General features: G+C 47.2%; 17 protein-coding genes. 5 read left to right on the plus strand and 12 right to left on the minus strand.

The window, feature by feature from the left end; all coding sequences use genetic code 11:
- Positions 1-26: 26 nt before the first annotated feature.
- Positions 27-2,585 (minus strand): T9SS type A sorting domain-containing protein, encoded by a 2,559-nt coding sequence (locus CIL02_RS03010; RefSeq protein ID WP_141210096.1) that lies wholly within the window; start codon positions 2,583-2,585, stop codon positions 27-29.
- Between the two features lie 197 nt (positions 2,586-2,782).
- On the opposite strand from CIL02_RS03010, the gene CIL02_RS03015 reads away from it, so the two are divergent.
- Genes CIL02_RS03015 through CIL02_RS03025 form a run of 3 tightly spaced genes read left to right on the plus strand, consistent with a single transcriptional unit; the run spans position 2,783 to position 7,491 of the window.
- Positions 2,783-4,693 carry an Omp28-related outer membrane protein gene (locus CIL02_RS03015; RefSeq protein WP_094399007.1) on the plus strand — a complete coding sequence of 637 codons (1,911 nt, stop codon included), beginning with the start codon at positions 2,783-2,785 and terminating at the stop codon, positions 4,691-4,693.
- Positions 4,694-4,713: 20 nt separating this feature from the next.
- A complete protein-coding gene (locus CIL02_RS03020) occupies positions 4,714-6,873 on the plus strand; it encodes a S8 family peptidase (protein ID WP_094399008.1) in 2,160 nt (719 codons plus the stop codon).
- An 18-nt stretch (positions 6,874-6,891) separates the two neighbouring features.
- Positions 6,892-7,491 (plus strand): UpxY family transcription antiterminator, encoded by a 600-nt coding sequence (locus CIL02_RS03025; RefSeq protein WP_094399009.1) that lies wholly within the window; start codon positions 6,892-6,894, stop codon positions 7,489-7,491.
- Between the two features lie 14 nt (positions 7,492-7,505).
- Here the strand turns inward: CIL02_RS03025 and CIL02_RS03030 are convergent, their stop codons facing one another.
- The 7 genes from CIL02_RS03030 to trpD are packed head-to-tail and all read right to left on the minus strand — an operon-like array spanning position 7,506 to position 14,148.
- Entirely contained in the window at positions 7,506-8,096 is a 591-nt protein-coding gene (locus CIL02_RS03030) for an aminodeoxychorismate/anthranilate synthase component II (RefSeq protein ID WP_094399010.1), read from the minus strand.
- Positions 8,097-8,118: 22 nt separating this feature from the next.
- A complete protein-coding gene (locus CIL02_RS03035) occupies positions 8,119-9,549 on the minus strand; it encodes an anthranilate synthase component I family protein (protein ID WP_094399011.1) in 1,431 nt (476 codons plus the stop codon).
- Positions 9,536-10,744, minus strand: a complete 1,209-nt coding sequence (gene trpB / locus CIL02_RS03040; protein ID WP_094399030.1) for a tryptophan synthase subunit beta — start codon at positions 10,742-10,744, stop codon at positions 9,536-9,538. The genes CIL02_RS03035 and trpB overlap by 14 nt, the downstream gene beginning before the upstream one ends.
- Before the next feature lie 22 nt (positions 10,745-10,766).
- Entirely contained in the window at positions 10,767-11,591 is an 825-nt protein-coding gene (gene trpA, locus CIL02_RS03045; RefSeq protein WP_094399012.1) for a tryptophan synthase subunit alpha, read from the minus strand.
- Positions 11,592-11,602: 11 nt separating this feature from the next.
- Positions 11,603-12,280: a phosphoribosylanthranilate isomerase gene (locus tag CIL02_RS03050; protein WP_094399013.1), complete on the minus strand. Its 678-nt coding sequence runs from the start codon at positions 12,278-12,280 to the stop codon at positions 11,603-11,605.
- The gene (trpC, locus tag CIL02_RS03055) at positions 12,277-13,092 is read right to left on the minus strand and encodes an indole-3-glycerol phosphate synthase TrpC (RefSeq protein ID WP_094399014.1); all 816 of its coding nucleotides are present in this window, start codon (positions 13,090-13,092) and stop codon (positions 12,277-12,279) included. The genes CIL02_RS03050 and trpC overlap by 4 nt, the downstream gene beginning before the upstream one ends.
- A gap of 51 nt (positions 13,093-13,143) precedes the next feature.
- Entirely contained in the window at positions 13,144-14,148 is a 1,005-nt protein-coding gene (gene trpD / locus CIL02_RS03060; RefSeq protein ID WP_170934993.1) for an anthranilate phosphoribosyltransferase, read from the minus strand.
- 751 nt (positions 14,149-14,899) lie between these two features.
- Between trpD and CIL02_RS16840 the strand changes: the two genes are divergently transcribed.
- The gene (locus CIL02_RS16840; RefSeq protein WP_256387544.1) at positions 14,900-15,025 is read left to right on the plus strand and encodes a hypothetical protein; all 126 of its coding nucleotides are present in this window, start codon (positions 14,900-14,902) and stop codon (positions 15,023-15,025) included.
- A gap of 10 nt (positions 15,026-15,035) precedes the next feature.
- Positions 15,036-15,692: a ribulose-phosphate 3-epimerase gene (gene rpe, locus CIL02_RS03070; RefSeq protein WP_094399016.1), complete on the plus strand. Its 657-nt coding sequence runs from the start codon at positions 15,036-15,038 to the stop codon at positions 15,690-15,692.
- Between the two features lie 79 nt (positions 15,693-15,771).
- Here rpe and CIL02_RS03075 read toward each other — a convergent pair whose 3' ends face one another.
- From CIL02_RS03075 to CIL02_RS03090, 4 genes are all read right to left on the minus strand, one after another.
- A complete protein-coding gene (locus CIL02_RS03075; protein WP_094399017.1) occupies positions 15,772-16,368 on the minus strand; it encodes a sigma-70 family RNA polymerase sigma factor in 597 nt (198 codons plus the stop codon).
- 761 nt (positions 16,369-17,129) lie between these two features.
- A complete protein-coding gene (locus CIL02_RS03080) occupies positions 17,130-18,065 on the minus strand; it encodes an ankyrin repeat domain-containing protein (protein WP_240513509.1) in 936 nt (311 codons plus the stop codon).
- A 9-nt stretch (positions 18,066-18,074) separates the two neighbouring features.
- Positions 18,075-18,671 (minus strand): hypothetical protein, encoded by a 597-nt coding sequence (locus tag CIL02_RS03085; RefSeq protein ID WP_094399019.1) that lies wholly within the window; start codon positions 18,669-18,671, stop codon positions 18,075-18,077.
- Between the two features lie 43 nt (positions 18,672-18,714).
- Positions 18,715-19,323, minus strand: a complete 609-nt coding sequence (locus tag CIL02_RS03090) for a hypothetical protein (RefSeq protein ID WP_141210097.1) — start codon at positions 19,321-19,323, stop codon at positions 18,715-18,717.
- Between the last annotated feature and the right edge of the window lie 7 nt (positions 19,324-19,330).

The following is a 19,330-nucleotide window of genomic DNA, read 5'->3' on the forward strand; positions in this document are numbered from 1 at the left end:
TCACATTAGTGCAATATAGCTCTTGTTTATTTCAGGCTGTACTTGTATGCGGCAATCTTGCCGTTACTCTCCACGCTTATGACGTAGGTACCGGCAGGCAGGGCATCAAGCTCCAGGGCATCGGTGTTGTCCTTTCTTGCGACAAGCTGTCCGTTGGCTGAGAATACAGACACGTTGGCAGCAGAACTGAGTGTGATTGAGCGGCCATTGACCGTAAGAGCCACGTCGCCATCAATTGTAAGATTGTCAACGCCTGCCGCTATGGCTGCATCGACATTAGTCATCGTCACAGTGATGGTATCAGAGATAGCCTTGCCATATTTGTAGCGTGTTACTACGAAGAAGTCTGTTGATTGCTTCCACACGTTGGAAGGGAGCTCACTTACCTGCGGATCAGACGTTATGCTGTCTGCCATCTGGTATGAGTCGAGATAAAGACCATTGCTGATGAAGCCGAGTTCCTCTGGATATGAGGGGTTGGTCCAGCCGACAACAGCATATTTGTCTACGGTAGAGGTGAAGCCACTGCCTACGACAACCTTATATCCGCTGGCCAAGCGCAGGTCGCTGACGGCCGGAAGCTCAGTGTTCATGTCAAGGGTGACGATGTCGGAGATATAGTAGCCATTCCATACCATGGCCTCTTCATCGAAGTCGCTGCCACTGCCGAATATAGGCTGCACGAAATACTCGTGTGTGCCATTGACAACATTCTTGTCCTGATAATGGCATTCATAAGTGTCGAAGTCAAGAATATCCTGAACGTCACAAGTGTCGATAGCGATACCGTCACGATAGATTACAAACTTACAGGCCATAGAGTATGCAAGCTCAGGAATAGAGAACGAGAGGTTGGCCGTGTTGATTTCTACGGGGTCCAGTTCTGCCCTGATATCCATGCGGGTCATATTGTCCATGCCGTTGAAGTCGGAGTATGTACACAGAGTAGGACGACCGCTGAGCGACCATTTTCCTTCATAATAAGTAGAGTCAGTGCTCATCACCTGGTTCTCGTCACCATTGAGGAGCCAGTAGGAAGTCTTGAGATATGGTTCTGGCTCGTTATTGGAATTATACATTGTTTTCAAGTATTCTACAAGCCTTGTGCCTTCGTAAGTCCATTCCTCTACCTGCTTGTATTTAGGAACATTGCCTGATACAAAGTGAGCCTCAGAAACTTTGTTGCCATTGTCGTCGTACTCAATAGTAGCATTGAACGTGTCGGATTCCCATACTCCTTTCGAAACATAGGAGAGAGGCTTGCCCGGGGCAAGATACTCACCGTATGTAACTGTAACACCCAGCTTGTCAGAAGAGCTGTAGTACTTTTCCGTTTTGGCAATTGTGCCATCCTCGTTGTAGAAATACTTTGTATAATAGGTTGAGGTGCTGTCCTGGATAAGCTGCCCGGCCTCGTTGTACTTATAGTCAACCTCATTAAAGGTCTTCTTCCATGCCATATCGCCAAGGTCATAGACACCCCACTGGTATTCAGTAGTATGGGCAATGTTGCCATTCTGGTCGAAACGGTTCTTGGTGTAATACATTATCTCATAGTCCATAGCGGCATTGGTAGTACCGTATGTTCTACCATAGTTAGCGGTGCGGCTTACGTTGCCGTCGTAGTTGTAGAAGTAATAGGTCTTCTTCATGTCCACATCGTTCGATACATAGCCCATGGCGTCACCATACTGTGTCTTGCAGACAAGGAAGCGGGTGTTTTTCTCCTCCTTCTCCGGAGCCTCGGTAGCCTCGCCGTCGGCAGAAGACTTGGTTGCGGTGAGGCCGGCAACAACCTTGGCGAGAGAACCCTTGTTGACAATGGTCTTGGTGTCGAGGTCTATTTCCATAACGACACTGCCTACAACATAATAGATCTTGTTGCCCTCGGCGGAGAACACTACGCTGCACTGTGAGCCGAAGCCGCATGACACCTCCTCGTTGGAAAGCGTCTGGCTTAGGCCAAACATGCTGTCGAACTCATAAACATTAGGACAAGACTTGGTGCCGTGAACCTCGTTCTCGAAAAGATAGATTTTTCCATTGGCATCACAGGCAATGGCACAGAACTTGTGGCTGTAGCGGGTCACCTCAGTAAGAGTTCCGTTTGTCTGGTCAATGCTGTAGAGAACAGTCTCGTAGCCACCTTCGTCGAGCAGTACGTTCTCAATACCATAGAGTACACCGGTAGCAGCATTGTAGGCCATACCGCAAAGCGAGTAGCCCGGATTGCCGTAGGCATAGGAGTAGTTGTTTACGTATACAACATTGCCTGTGGTGAAATTGACAGTTGCAAATGCCACTACATCATCATAAGTCTCCTCATCATAATATGTAACAAACGCAAAATACTTGTCACCAACAGATGCCGCACATTTAACACCATCGACACCTGTAAGGTCGAGATCGGTAGTTATTGCCAGCTTTTCGTCAGCATTTACAGCATCAATATCGAAAGAGGTTGTCTTACCGCCAAAAGACGATGACGGTACAATACCGTAGACAACGTTCTCCGCAAATGCTGACACGGATGAAGCGATGGCCATTACAAGGGGCAACATCGCTTTAAGTAGAAAATGTCTCATTCCAAAATATGTTTAAAATATGAATAAAAATAATAGTTGAATAGTAAAAATCGTGTGCAAAGTTACTAATTATTACTGAAATGCAACTATAAATTTGCATAAATTTCTGATTAAACTTGCCGTATTGGACAAAAATAAGTACTTTTGCAAACTATTTGTTTTCAATCACATAACTAACATCTAATTATAAATAAGGAATGAAGCATATAATTCTGGGCCTGTCACTCATGGCTCTTTCAACATTCGGAATGAAAGCTAGCACCATAGGCTACACCAACGGCACCATCAGTAGGACAAGTGTTTTCAGAATGGGCTCTACAACCAAGCAGGGACAAGCCATAAGGTTTAGCAGGGAAAAGCTCCAAACGCTAAAGGGAAAGAGCATAAGTGCTGTGAACATTGCCGTAGGCTCAAGGAACACCACGGGGAACAACGCGCACATATTTGTAGCAACGTCACTCGAAGGCACACCTATAGCAGAAGGTGACCTCAGCCTCAGCAAGGCTCTGCAGTGGCTTACCTACACTCTCGACACTCCCTACGTCATCACAGGTGAGGAGACTGAGCTGTACGTTGGCTACACAGCCGAGATTGCCACATCATACAACATGCTGTCGGCAGACTTCGACGCAGACATCCCCAACTGCAATTTCGCTTATAAGGACGGTGAATGGACAGACACCTATGGCATCGGCGCAGGATGTGCCAACATAACAGCAGAGATTGCAGACGCACCCAGCTTCTGCGACATCATCATGGCACACAACAACCTTGACGGTTACTACACAGCAGGAAAAGACTATACGCTAAGCGCAAATGTAAAGAACTTCGGTACTAAAGCGGTAACAAGCTTCAATACAGACATCAACATAGACGGGAAGACTGTAGCACTGAAGGTTGAGAATGTCAACATACAGCCAGGAGCAAGCTACTCAATAACCCTGCCAGAGCTGTCGACGACAACATCGGGCAACACACCTATTTCTATATCGGTAAACAATGTCAATAATGCCGATGACGACGACGACATGAGCGACAACACCTACACCGAGAACATATTCTTCTATCCCGCAGACATGGAGAGGAACATGCTAATCGAGGGATTTACAGGACAGACATGCAGCAACTGCCCATCAGGACACTCCATCATGAACAATGCCATCAGCAAGTATGCCGAGATACCGGCCGTAGTAGTTGAGCACCACTCCGGCTACTATGCCGACATGTTCAGCATGGCCGAGGACATGGACTATCTGTTCTTCTACGACGGCTACGGCACCTCTACTTATGCTCCTGCCATCATGGTGAACCGCACCACAAACCCTCTTATTGGCGCAGCAGCTCCAGTACTCGAATGCACATCTGTCGCTAATGCACAGAACCTCATTACTTATGCCAACAGCAACAAGCCATACGTTTCGATGAAGATGGAAAGCTCATTCGACGAGGCCACACGCGAGGTGACTCTTACCCTGGCCATCAAGCCACATACCAACTTGCCCGGAGCACAGAACGTATTCAACGTTTTCCTGACACAGGACAGCATCTTTGCATTCCAGAACAACGGCGGCGCCAACTACTGCCACCGCCATGTATTCCGCGGAACTGTAACAGGCAATGCATGGGGAATAGCCACCGACTTCACTCCCGGCAAGGAAGTGGTATGGACAAAGACATTCGTACTGCCCGAGGCTATAAGGTCAAGCTACTGGAGCGATGCCTCATTGGAGGACAACGGCACAGACCCCAGCCAGGTGACTTGGGCCACAGAGCTTGACAAGATGCACCTTGTAGCTTTTGTCGCAGGATTCGACCCGGCAAACAACAGCGCAAACAATGTCTACAACTGCATTGAGACAAAGATTGGCGAAAGCTATACACAAAATGGATTCACCACTGGCATCAGCAACAGCGTAAGCAGGGATGATGTTCCTGCAATATATGTCGAGGACGGAATGATACGCGTTAACGGTCAATGTGACAGGGTTAGCGCATACGACCTCTCGGGACGCATGGTTGACGGAACATCAAGGCTCAAGAAAGGAATGTACATCATCTCTGCCGTAGCCAACGGAAAGAAATACACCAAGAAGGTGTTGGTAAGATAAAGCACAACACTAATCACACCATGAAGAGACTATATATATATATAATAGGTGTAGCCATGGCTGCCATGCCCACAGGCCTGACCGCCCAAAACAGCATGTCGCCCAAGACGGCCATTATGGTACACGGGCTTGAGAACACGGGCACCAGGGCAGGCGCACAGGAAGACAAGACGGTTACGGCATACGTGACCATTACTCCCGGAAAGACCAGCTGGCAACAGCTGGGACTGACACCTATAAGCAACTTTGGCAACACGGCAACAGTGAGAGTAGCAATGTCGAAGATTGAAAGCATTGCCGGGGCTGAAGGTGTGGAATACGTGCAGGTAACGGCATCACCACAGACCATGCTCGACGTGGCAAGGGCAGAGACAGGAGTGGACATGGTACACAACGCCACATCGCTTGACCAGCCATATACAGGCAAGGGAGTGATAGTAGGCATTGTCGACGCGGGATTTGACTATACGCACGCCGCATTCAGAAACCCCACTGACGGAAGCCTGAGGATAAGGAAGATATGGGAGCAGAAGAACTCCACTTTCGAGGGTGCCAAGGCTCCTGAGAAGTATGGCTACGGCATTGAGCTTGACACTCCAGAGCTGATAGCCAGGGCCATGGGCGACAACTCCGAGAACTCGCATGGCACGCATGTGGCCGGCATAGCGACTGGCTCTGACCCGTACAAGTCGGGAGCATACAGAGGCAATGCCCCAGGGGCAGACATAGTGCTCGTGGCCGTAGACCTGGAGTCGTGCACAAGTGCCGACATCAGCAATGCCATAGCCTACATCTACGACTATGCCGACGCTATGGATATGCCATGCGTGGTGAACCTTAGCCTTGGCAACCATCAGGGACCGCACGACGGTACATCGACATTCGACACCATGGCTGATGCCATGCAGGGACCGGGAAGGCTCATCGTGGGTGCAGCCGGCAACCACAGGGCAGACAAGTTCCATATTTCCCACAGTTTCTCGTCGGCTGACGACACACCGCTTAAGACTTTCGTGACATACAAGACCGCACCATCGACTGTCAACGTTGGTGGCGACATAGAGATATGGGGCGAGCAGGGAACCGACTTCACGGTGGACATATCCGCATATAGCCTGTTCAACAAGAAGGACGTTGTCTCTGCAACGGCATACCCCAATGACGGGGTCACAGACATAGAGCTGGCACGATACACTACCGGCAAATGGACTGTTGCCTCGGAGACAAGCCCACTCAACGGCAAGCCTCATGTCACGCTCTCATCGGCTCTCACGAGCATTAGGACCAATCATGCCATTGCCATCACGGTGACTCCCAAGACAGCAGGAAGGATTGACATCTGGGCAGACAACACAAGGCTGGGACTGGACTCTAAAGACGAAGAGGGATTTACTGCCCCAGGAGAGTCGTCTACAATAGCTGAGATTGCAGGTACGGCAAAGCGTATTCTTACGGTTGGTGCCTATACCACACGCAACGATTATACTGCAAACGGAACCCACGGCACGCTCAACGAGACTATAGGCGACATAAGCTCGTTCTCGAGCTATGGGCCTACCGCTGACGGGAGAATGAAACCGGAGATTAGCGCACCTGGATGCTTCATCATATCTGCCGTATCGTCTAACGACGCTTCGGGAACCATCATACAGGCCGACAGCAACGACAGCTGGGAACGCAACAACATGTATGGCTACATGCAGGGCACTTCCATGTCGGCACCATTTGTGGCAGGTATCGTAGCCACATGGCTACAGGCATACCCACAGCTCACACCCGAGCAATTGAGAGAGGTGATGAAGAGTACGGCAAGAAAGGACACCTTTACAGGAACTCTCGAAGAGGGAGACAACAACTGGGGCTACGGCAAGGTCGATGCCCTCAACGGTCTGAAACAATGTATCAATATTGCTACCGCTGGCTGCGAGAGCCTGGAAACGCCATTTGACGGAACCATCACTATCGAAGGCGACATCATGCGCATTGCGTTCAATCGTGCCACCCACGCCAGCATGACCGTCTCTACCCTATCCGGGCACAAGGTACTTGGCAAGACGCTTGGACTATGTAACGCAGGAGCAACAGAGAACATTTCGCTTGCCGGAATACCCCGTGGCATATACATCGTGAGCGTGACAACTGACGGAGGCAACAAGGCTATGAAATTCGCCAGACAATAATAAACAAAGGTGGATTCCATGATTGACAATCTATCCTTCTATAATACACAACTAAGCCCATCCGAGCGGACGGCCGACGGTAAGCCATGGCTTGCCGTCAGGCTGTTTGTCCCAAGGATTGAAGATATAGCGCATCTACTTGCTGACAACGGTATCGAGATGTTCATTCCCATTGAAAACACCACTGTTGAGGACTCAGAGCATCATCGGAGACACATACAAAGACCTGTGCTTAGAAACTACCTTTTCGTCAAAAAGGACAGATCTCTCATGGAGATACAAAAAACGATGTCGGACATTCCGTTCCCGACGGCACTTATGAAGCGCACAAACATTCCCGGTGATAAATTTGCAGAGATTGAAGCAAACGAAATGAAGGAATTCATGATAATGTGCAATCCTGACATCACCATGAAATACTTCCTTACCCAGGAGCAGGCGCAACTGAAGAAAGGTACGGAAGTGTTAGTAAAATACGGCCCGCTCAAGGGACTCTCTGGCAAGTTGGTTAGGCAGAGCAAAAGATACTTCTTGCTGAAGGAGGTACCTGGCATTGCCGTAATGCTGAAAGTGGGGCGCTGGTGCTGCAAGCCATTGATGGAGACCAAAGCACCATAGCCCAGACTCTCATCCTACATTTCCAGCCAATTAGCTATTATTTGCCGCCCCTCGGGGGTGAGCACGCTTTCTGGATGGAACTGTATTCCCCATATAGCATAGTTTCGATGGCGCAAGGCCATGATGTTACCATCTTCGGAGAGGGCTGTTATCTGCAGAGCCTCCGGGAAGTCTTCTTTTGATACGACCCAGCTGTGGTAACGGCCTATTGTGAAGCGTGTGCCAAGACCTGCAAAGAGCGCATCGTGGCCCACCAGCTCACATGGAGTAGCCACACCATGGTACACCTCGGGAAGATTGGACAGCCTTGCTCCGAAGACCTCACCTATGGCCTGATGGCCAAGACACACCCCAAGCATAGGCTTGCGGCCTGCATACGTCCTGATAACATCCGTTAGCAGGCCTGCCTCTGTGGGTATGCCAGGCCCGGGACTTAGGAGTATCTTGTCGAAAGGCTCCAGCTGGTTAAGACTGAACTGGTCGTTGCGATATACGGTAACACTTGCACCAAGCTCTTTGACGAGGTGCGCAAGATTATATGTGAAGGAGTCATAGTTGTCTATGATGACTACCTTGCATGGTTTGCTTATGATTGTTTGTGACATATCCTAAAATGAAGAGCGAAAACTATTCTTCTGCCATTTTGATGGCCTTGACAAGTGCTCCGAGCTTATTGTTGCATTCCTCCAGCTCGTACTGGTCGTTGCTCATTGCCACCACCCCACTGCCTGCCTGGAACCACAGTTCCCCATTTCGGCTGACGAATGTCCTGATGACAATGGCCTGATTGAGATCTCCGTTAAGTCCTATGAAGCCTATGCACCCTCCGTATACACCACGGTTGTGTGGCTCAAGCTGACTGATTATCTGCATGGCACGTACCTTTGGCGCGCCACTGAGTGTTCCGGCAGGGAAGGTATCGATAAACGCTCCTATCTTGTCAGCACCCTCATCAAGGGTTCCGCTCACACGGCTGACAAGGTGTATGACATGGCTGTAGAACTGCATATCCTTGAAGAAGTCCACATGCACGTCGTGGCAGTTGCGGCTGAGGTCGTTGCGCGCAAGGTCAACAAGCATCACATGCTCGGCATTCTCTTTGGCATCGTTGCGCAAGAACTCGGCATTCCTCCTGTCCTGCTCCATATTGCCCGTGCGGCGTGTCGTTCCTGCAATGGGGTCGATGAACGCCTTGTTGCCAACAATACGATTATGGGTCTCGGGACTGGAACCGAAGATGCGGAAACCTCCAAAGTCGAAATAGAACAGATATGGACTGGGGTTGATACTTCGCAATGACCGGTACAGACGGAAATCATCACCCTCATATCTCTGCACAAAACGACGGCTGATGACAATCTGGAACACGTCGCCCCTGAGGCAATGCTGCACGCACTTGCGGACATTGGCCTTGTGCTCCTCGTCAGTAAGTGTGGAGGTTGAATTGCCAATAGCACGGAAGCCATAAGGCTTGACATTCTGTCTGCTGATGGCTTTGGCTATGGTGTCCAACTCCCGGCTGGCATCACCGGCATCGTCAGACACGGCAACCATGGTCAGGGTATTGTTGAAATGGTCAAAGACTATAATGTCCTTGTATAGGACATACATTATGTCAGGAGCATCGTTACGCTCAAGGGTCTCGTCCATAACATCTATATCCTCAAAATATCTTACGGCATTGAAGGATGTATAGCCATAGAGACCACAATAGGCAGAACCTTCTCCCTCGACCCTGAAAGCCGACAGGAAACTGTTTATGGCCTTCGTCACCGACACCTTTGCAGCTCCCTTGTGCGACATGTCCACTTGCGACTTGCTGTGGGAGCCGTCGGGGAACGCCATATCTATCAGACCATGTCCGATGCGTATGCTCGCTATGGGATTGATGCCGATGAACGAACGGCTGTTGTCATTGCCGTGATAGTCGGAGCTCTCCATGAGCGCGCTCTGCGGATGAAGGTCACGCAGCCTCATGTATACTCCAACGGGAGTATAGAGGTCGGCAAGGATAGTCCGACAGCATGTAGTATACTGAAACAATTTAGAATTCTCCATATTCCTTAGCCATTTTTCTGTTATCGAGGTATGTCTGTACATCCTTGTCACCACGTCCGCTGACGGTAAGCACCACCACATCGTCGGGCTTGAAGCTCATCTTCCTAAGTGCTGCCACTGCATGCGCGCTCTCTATGGCAGGTATGATACCCTCCAGGCGTGTAAGCTCGTAACCGGCATAGATTGCCTCATCATCGTTGATGGCGAGTATGTGCGTGCGGCCCTGGGTTGCCAACTGCGCATGCATAGGACCAATGCCCGGATAGTCGAGTCCCGCGCTTATGGTGAACGCCTCCTCTATCTGTCCGTCGGCAGTCTGCATGACGAGTGTGCGCGAGCCGTGAATGATACCCTCGGTACCGCAATGCATGGTTGCGGCGGTATGATTGGTATCTATGCCGTGTCCTCCGGCCTCGGCAAGGTAGATGCTCACCCTGTCATCGTCAACATAATGAAAGATGGTGCCTGCAGCATTTGACCCGCCGCCAACGCAGGCAACGAGATAGTCGGGATAGTCGCGTCCTATCTTCTCCTGCAACTGCCACTTCAGCTCTTCGGAGATTACACTCTGCATCCTCGCCACTATGTCAGGATATGGATGGGGTCCCATGGTGGAACCAACGATATAGAACGTGTCCTTGGGATGACAGCACCAGTCACGGATGGCCTCTGAGCAGGCATCGCTGAGCGTCATGTTTCCCGTCATCACGGGATGAACCTTCGCTCCGAGCATCTTCATACGCTCGACATTGGTGTGCTGTCGCTCGACATCGGTCTTTCCCATGAATATCTCGCACTCCATGTCCATCAATGCGCACACAGTAGCCGTGGCAACGCCATGCTGCCCTGCTCCCGTCTCGGCGATGATTCGTGTCTTGCCCATCTTCTTTGCCATGAGTATCTGGCCAATGGTATTGTTTATCTTATGTGCTCCGGTATGATTGAGATCCTCACGCTTCAGATATATCTGGCAACCATACTTCTCGCTCATTCGGCGTGCGAAATAAAGCGGTGAAGGACGGCCCACATAATCCTTCAGCAGTGCACGGAACTCGGCCTTGAAGTCGTCGCTCTCCATTATGGGGATATATGCTTCCTGAAGGTCGGTGACACATTTGTATAATATCTCTGGCACATATGCTCCTCCGAATTTGCCGTAGAAGCCTTCCTTGTTTGGCAGATATGCTGGTTCCATATTGTTGTCGTGGTGTTGTAGGTTAATGTTCAAGTGCTTCATACAATGCTGTTATGGCTCTGTCGGCATCACCATGCTCGTTGAGTAGGGTAACGAACTTCGACCCTATTATTGCTCCGGCGGCATTGGCCTGGGCACTCTGCAAGGTCTGTCTGTTGCTGATGCCGAAACCTATCATACGCGGATTTCGGAGGTTCATGGCGTTTATGTGGCGGAAATACTCCTGCTTGGCATCGTCGAAGTTGGACTGCGCCCCGGTGATGCTGGCTGAGCTGACCATATATACAAAACCGTCAGTATGTTCGTCAATGAACCGTATGCGCTCCTCGCTGGTCTCGGGAGTAATCATCATTATCACTCTGATGTCGTAACGGTCAGCAACAGGCTTCACATCGTCTAAATAGTCCCTGAAAGGAAGGTCAGGAATGATGACGCCACTAACACCGCTGTCTACACAGCTTCTGAAAAAATTATCAATGCCATAATGCATGATGACGTTCAGATATCCCATCAGCACAAGAGGAATGGTGACCATTGGCTTTATGTCCTTGAGCTGCTGAAATATGTGCTGAAGGGTGATACCGTTGCGTAGGGCTGTGGTACCGGCACTCTGAATGACGGGGCCATCGGCGAGAGGGTCGCTGAAGGGTATGCCCACCTCTATCATGTCTATGCCCCTGCGCTGCAACGTCAGTATCACGTCAGCAGTACCCTCAAGGGTAGGACAACCGGCACAGAAATATATCGAGAGCAGCTTGCGGTCGCCACGCTCTGCGAAAAGCCTGTTTATCCTGTTCCTCGCAGACGCTACGTCTGCTGTTTTTCCTGTATTATTGTTGTTCTCCATATCTTATGTCTTTATTTTTGTTTTATGGTATCAACAAACTGACGTACCTTTTCCACATCCTTTATGCCCGGACTGGTCTCGAACCTGCTGTTGATGTCTATTCCTGCCAATTGGGGATGGTTGAATCTTAGCACACGTCCGGCATCGTCCGGGCCTATGCCCCCACTTAGCAGGAACGGAACATTGCCCGTATACGCCTCCAGTACCGACCAGTCGAACTGCTCGCCGCTACCGCCAACCTTTGGAGTACGGGTGTCGAAGAGGAACATGTCTACACATCCCTCATAGTCGCGGCATCGCTCCACGTCATCGGCACAGCCAACGCTGACAGCCTTTATAATCTTTATGCCAGGACGTATGTCTGGGTCAAGTGTACGTCTGAGGTTGTCTATCATCGTAGGACTCTCGTGGCCATGCAGCTGCACATAGTCAAGAGTGTAGTTGTAGACTCTGGTAACAATGTTCTGTGGCATCTCGTCAACGAATACTCCTACGAGCTTGGGCCTTGCCAGACCATCATCAACGACTCCCTCGCCTGCCTTGTCGGGAATGATACCGCTGCGCGAGTTTATCATTCTGACATACCTTGGACTCTGCGGCCAGAATATCAGGCCTATCATGTCCACGCCCAAGGCTGACACGGCACGAATATTATCGGCATCGCGCATGCCGCAAACCTTTATTATCATAGCTTTGACTTTAGTTGTGATATAAAACTGCCAAGTTCCTCGCCGGGACTGGCTGCCCTCATGAGATGCTCACCAATGAGAAAACCTTTAAAACCCTCCTGACGCAACCGGGCAATAGTATCTGCACTTGATATGCCGCTCTCACTGACCTTGCAGCTTCCGGCCGGCAACTGACCGGCAAGCCTGAGACTGTTCTGAACATCAGTATTGAATGTTCCCAGGTTGCGGTTGTTTATGCCGTACATGTCTGGCTCAAGGTCGGCCTGCTCAAAGTCACGCTCACCATGCAGCTCCAGAAGCACCTCAAGACCAAGGGCATGGGCCATGTCTATAAGCTTTTGGCAATGGTTCTTCTCAAGGACGGCTGCTATAAGAAGCACAGCAGAGGCACCGCAATGGCGAGCCTGCAACAGCTGATACTCATCTATTATGAAGTTCTTATACAGTATCGGCAACACTACCCCACTCTCTCGCGCGTACATTATATATTCGTCATATCCGCCGAAATACTTCGTATCCGTGAGTATGCTTATGGCTACAGCCCCATTGGCCTGATATGCCAAGGGTATTACCTCTGCGCTGCCGTCCTGTCTTATCCATCCCTTTGACGGTGACTTGCGCTTGAACTCGGCAATGATGCCTGTACCGGAGTCCACAAGCGACTGCCTCATTGACGGGACTGGCGCATTATCCATAGAAAGCTTCTGTTCCACCATGGCGTAGAGTTTGCGCAAAGGCAGGACCTGCTTAAACGTCTCTACTTCCTGACGCTTGTTGGTGACTATCTCGCTCAGAATATCCTTTTCGTTCATATTTTTTTATTTATGGGGAAATTATGATGAGGAGTTATGATGGGCCTAATCTCAGCTATTAATCTCAGCAAACTTGCGGAAGGTGGCATATGCGCTGCCGCTGTCTATAGACTCCCTCGCTATGGCTATACACTCGCTAATGTCTTTCTGTCCCTTTTCCAAAACCTGGATGCCGAAAGCCGCATTGGCAAGCACCACATTCTTCTGTGCCTCCAAAGCCCTGTTCTGTAATACGGCATCGAAAATCTCAGCAGCCTCATCCTCATTGGCTCCACCGACGAGCTCTTCGGGAGTGGCATTGGCAAAGCCAAGGTCGGCAGGACTGAACACCTTCTCGTAGCTGTTGGTAGTGACCTTGAAGTCACCAGTGAGGCTTATCTCGTCATAGCCGTCGATACTGTTCACTATGCCATAGTCAATGCCCAATTTCTGGTACACCTGACTGTACAAGCGCATCTGGTCGAGATTGGCCACACCCAGCAGCTGGCATTGGGGCTGCGATGGATTTACTAAAGGACCAAGCAGGTTGAACACCGTCGGGAACTGCAAGGCCTTACGTATTGGGCCGACAAACTTCATGGCACTTGCGAAGAGCTGTGCGTGCAGATATACTATACCACACTCGTTGATGCTGCGGTTGAGCTTGTCGGTATCTGCGGTGAACACCACACCATGGTGCCTGATGACATTCGACGCCCCACTCACGGATGTTGCCGCATAGTTGCCGTGTTTGGCCACCTTATATCCAGCACCGGCAATGACGAAGCAGGCCGTAGTGGAGATGTTGAAAGTATTCTTGCGGTCGCCACCCGTACCGACAACGTCTATATACCTGTCGCAGTCGAGCAAGGCCGGGACACCCGTGGCCAGTATGCCATCCCTAAATCCCAACAGCTCATCTACGCTTACACCACGCATCTGTAAACCGGTCAGCAGGGCTGTAATCTGCTCATTGGGAATCTCCTCCCTTGTAATGGCTAATATGATGTCGCGGGTTTCCTCGCGGGTAAGCTCCTCATGTCCAAGCATCTTGTCCAAAATCTCTTTCATTGCCATAATAACAGTCTCCTATAACGTTAATGTTTATAATTCAAAAAATAAGGCCTGTCGTAAGAACGGCAGGCCTTCTGTATTTCACTTATGGAATAACTACACGGCTTAGCGACTCACGACTATTGAAATCTTGAGCTACGCCACCACCATGCGAGAGATACCATAATATTTTTCATTATATTATTATTTTGATTGTTTGAACTTATGTTCGTTTGCAAAAGTACGCTTTTTCTTTCAATCTGCAAATTATTAAGGCAGAAAAATATCAATAGGCTACATTTTTAACATATACACATTATTATAATATCTATACATAAACAAAATATTTTGGTTCATCCGACATTTCGTGTGATACCCAATAGCAGTGTGGTCTGTATTTGTTACCTTCATAGCCGATAATGTTATAAATCTTGTCTGTGGCGTATTCATATTTGCGGTTCATGCCATATCTCGAGTGACAATATATTGTTGCGTGGTCTATGCATATATATATCATAGCCGATAAGGTTAATAACCTTTCGCCACTAAGGTTATTAACCTTAAGCTCTTAAGGTTATTAACCTTATCAAGGATGCAAACGTATTCATGTCCTATGGCAAACTATTTCACCCACTTCAGTTAATAATATACTTCAGGAATAATATATAATAATGCGTCACTCCATATTTCTGATGAACCAATATTTTTTTTTCTTTCTATGAAATAAAACCGAATGCGATTCGTTTAGATTATGTAAACAAACAAATGCGTGCCTATGAAATACTTTACTTCAGAAGAAGCTAATCCGTCCGAGAATACACTGAACATCATCAGACAGATAGCACACACTTACCGGGTCTTCAGACTAAACGGCAGAAACGAGGTCTATTGTCTAAACTGATTATTGGCAAATGGAAACTATCATTTCACCATCATTGCTGGCCGCCAACTTCCTTGACCTGAAAGGGGAGATGGAGATGATAAACAATAGCGAGGCCGACTGGCTGCATCTTGATGTCATGGACGGAGTCTTTGTACCCAACATCTCATTCGGCTTTCCTGTCATAGAGGCCGTGGCAAAGGTATGCAGGAAGCCACTGGACGTACATTTCATGATTGTGCAGCCCGAACGTTACGTACAACAGGCAGCCAAGGCAGGCGCCATGCTCATGAATGTACACTACGAGGCATGCACACACCTGCACCGCACCATACAGGAAATTCATGCGGCAGGCATGAAAGCAGGCGTAACGCTCAATCCCTCTACTCCAGTATCTGTGCTCGAAGAGATTATCCGCGATGTCGACATGGTGTTGCTTATGAGCGTGAACCCAGGCTTCGGAGGCCAGAAGTTCATCGAGAACACCATTGACAAGGTTAGACGGTTAAAGGAACTGATAGAGAAGACTGGCAGCAAAGCTCTAATAGAGGTAGACGGAGGAGTACAGCAAGACACTGCACCAAGGCTTGTCGAGGCAGGTGTAGACGTACTGGTAAGCGGCAGCTATGTATTCAAGGCTACTGACCCAATAGCAACCATACACTGGCTGAAGGGACTGAAGAAATAGCATATATGGACGGCTCCTCCCTTAAGGGGAGACTTCCCTCAGACCTTTATCCTTAGACCTCAGACCTTCGACCTCAGGCTCAATAAAGCTCCAGCTGCAGCTCATGGTCTCTGGCCATCCTCCGCATGTTCAAGATGGCATACCTCATACGACCAAGAGCAGTATTGATACTCACATTAGTACATTCGGCTATCTCCTTGAACGACAGCTGCTGGTAATAGCGCATATAGACGACCTCGCGCTGCGGTGTAGGCAGAAGGTTCATTATCTTCTTCACGTCACGCATAACCTGGTCGTTTACATACTTACACTCTATATTGGTGTCAAGAAGCTCGTCATTGCCAAGGTTGGACAAGTCATTGTTGTCTGCCGGCTCTACAACCTTCTCCGACCTGCGCTCACGGTAGCTGTCCATAATAACATTGTGGGCAATACGCACCAGCCAAGCCCCAAACTTGCCCGTGGTGGCGTAGCGCCCCTGCTGTAGTTTGGAGATAACCTTTACGAAAGTCTCCTGAAACACATCCTCAGCCTTCTCGCGGTCACGGACAACGAAAAGGATGTACGAGAACAATTTAGACTGATTGCGTGACAATAGTAAATCAAACGCCTTGTTGTTACCATCAGCATATGCCAATGCCAACTCCTCATCGGTCATTTCTGAAAGATTCTTCATTTCTTAATATTTTTTATTAAGTAAATGTCTTTTCTATAGGCGTTCGGTTTTGGTTAATATACAATTAATAAACTGAAGATAGAGCGCTAAAGCCAATCTGACAGACTATATGCAAAAGCCTTAAAAGACCAATAGCTAACTCCATCTGCTGCAAAGGTAGATATTTTTTTTGTAACAAACAAACTTTTAACAAAAAAAAGAGGTTGGTGCAGGATGCTACCAACCTCGAGGGAAGGATTTCGTAAATATCGAAATCAAAAATACGTTCGCAAATATAAAACTTAATAAGGACAATTCCAAATTTTATCCGAACAATAACCGTTTTTTAACACAAATATACAATTTCGCACAAAAAAAACGCAGGCATACCGCCCCACCCTCATGCCCAAACAATATACGAATGTTATTCAAATGTCATTCGAACATTCGGCGAATTGAAATGACAAAGTCCGTCAACCATTATTTCGAACAGATGTTTTTACGTTTTGGATGTAACGGGGGCCATTTTAACTGAATCCCTTTGCATCGACCATCTAACACCTTTGCATCTGTCAGGTTTACGCATGAGTGATATCCAGCTAATAATAGTCTGTATCATATTAGGCGCGTAGTTGCGGATTTGAGGATTATTTGATTTTATAGAACTTGTTTCTTGCTGATTGAATATTCACCATTCTATCAGTTTTATCTCTTTATCATATTTATGCAACAAAGTTACATAGAAGATTTTAGTATCACACTCAACATCCGCACGAACATCGCTAATATCTTTTGAGAAACTCTTGCAGTTCGACATCTGTCATAGGTCCAAAGATGCGCTGCACGACCTTTGGTATTCTATCAGGAATTGGCGATTTCCAATAATCCATTCCTTTATTTTTCAAGAATGTAACAATCTTCAACTTATCTCGGTATTCTGGGGAGTCGAGTGGGAATACATTAAGTCTTAACATATATAATATATCTACATAACAAGTTGTATTTGACTCATCAATGACACAGAATTTCCGTGTGTAGTCTGCTCCATGTTCCAATAGATATAAAGCCACATCCATACGGTCAAGAAGAAGAGCATTTTCTAATGCCTCACAAGAGACACCCCCATCTCGATAGTTCACATCAGCACCAGCATCAACAAGAATTCTGACCTTCTCATAGTCGCCTGTAGAGGGGACTGCAAGGCCAAGTGCTGTACAACGAGCAAGTTCCCAATTACCAGAATTATCGAGTTTTTTTCCATGCTCTATCGAATTCGGGTTGCCTCCATATTTAAGTAAAAGGCGAAGAACATCTGCAGATGAAGTATAAAAACTGCAACTTGATATGATGACGGCGTTCTCTCCAGAGGAGCAAATCGTATCATTCGGTAAGTTCGGATTAGCACCTAAATCAAGCAGAGTCTTAACGGAGCGAATCTTATTTGCATAGACTGCATACATTAATGGGGTAAATTTGTTTATCCTATCCCTACAGTCAACAGGAACTTTCAGCAACCTTACTTGTCTTTCTATTTCCCACACATTCTGATCCTCAACAGCCTTTGCCAAGTTCCACGCTTTGGTGCATTGAAACCTTCGCACATCATTTCCGAAATAGGATTTTTTGTTTATCGGGATATTCCTATTTTCAAACAGCAATAATAATGCTATTAGCAGGGAAAACAATATTGCGTATTTTTTTAACATATGTATTATCACTTTCTTCAACTACCACTGTGTTCGGATAAAGTTCAGACAATCAGTTATATCTTTATCTATATCATAGAATTTTATTCCGAGTCTGCGCATATACTCAATAACTATATCCTTGTTAATGCGATCTCTTTTAAATCGAGCCTTATAATAGTTTAAATCTTCAATCTCTATCGGTTCACCATTGTCATAAAACACCCAATGTGTATCATCATAATAGGACATTACTGTACGTTCAGTTCCCGGTTCTTTAGAATAGAAAAACATATTCATAGAACAACGGCTCTTGGGGTCTGACATTTCAAACATAGCCCAAGGACATTTTAATTTCTTTTGAAAAACTCTGCATAAAGTATGCCATCCGTCTTCAAAATTGGAAATAAAAAATATTTTGTCTGGGTATAACGCCGACTTCCAGCAAGTGAACTTTTCTGGAAGATGACAGCCTATTTCAGGATTATAATAATCGCTTATACTAATGGCATTATTGTCAAAACCAGCTTTGCCATTTAAAACCAATTCCTCATTAAGTTTCTTAGCTACCATTGTGAGGGTTTCAAAATCTCCATATTCAAATACCGAGAAAATGACATTATGAAATTTATCGGTCATAATTATTTGATTTTATAGAACTTATTTCTTGCTGATTGAATATTCACCATTCTATCAGTTTTATCTCTTTATCATATTTATGCAACAAATCATGTCCATAACCATCAACAGAAAGAACTCCATTATTTAAATCACCTATACTGATACTTAGAAAAGGATGGTCAAGGAAATCAGTGATTAAGATTTGATTGTCTACAATAACGATATTTCGAAAATCCTTTTCGTAACATATTTCATCTGGATATGTCCTTAAGAGGACATCCTTTAGTTTCACAATATTTTTCTTTGCATTAAGAGCCTCTATTGACAACGTAAAGTCGGTGGAAGTAAATGTGCATTGAAAAATCACATACAAATCAAGTTCTCTGAAAAGTTTCTTCTTCCAAATCCACTCATTTTTATAATTATTCTCACGGAAATCACGATGTAACGACAACAGAATATCCTGCCCTATTTCAAAACCTTCTGCCTTAGCATATTCATAACCTCTTTCGTAAAGTTCAAGATATGCTTCAAACCGCTCTTCACGATTTTTCAGCATCAACAATTTTGCTAAATCTTCTTTTGTAAAATGCAAGAATATCTCCAACACAGCGTCACATCTATCTATCTTTATGCTATTATCATCAGGTGTCAATCTGATTGATAGCATTGTGATT

This window comes from Prevotella sp. P3-122 (genome assembly GCF_002251365.1).
Classification (GTDB): domain Bacteria; phylum Bacteroidota; class Bacteroidia; order Bacteroidales; family Bacteroidaceae; genus Prevotella.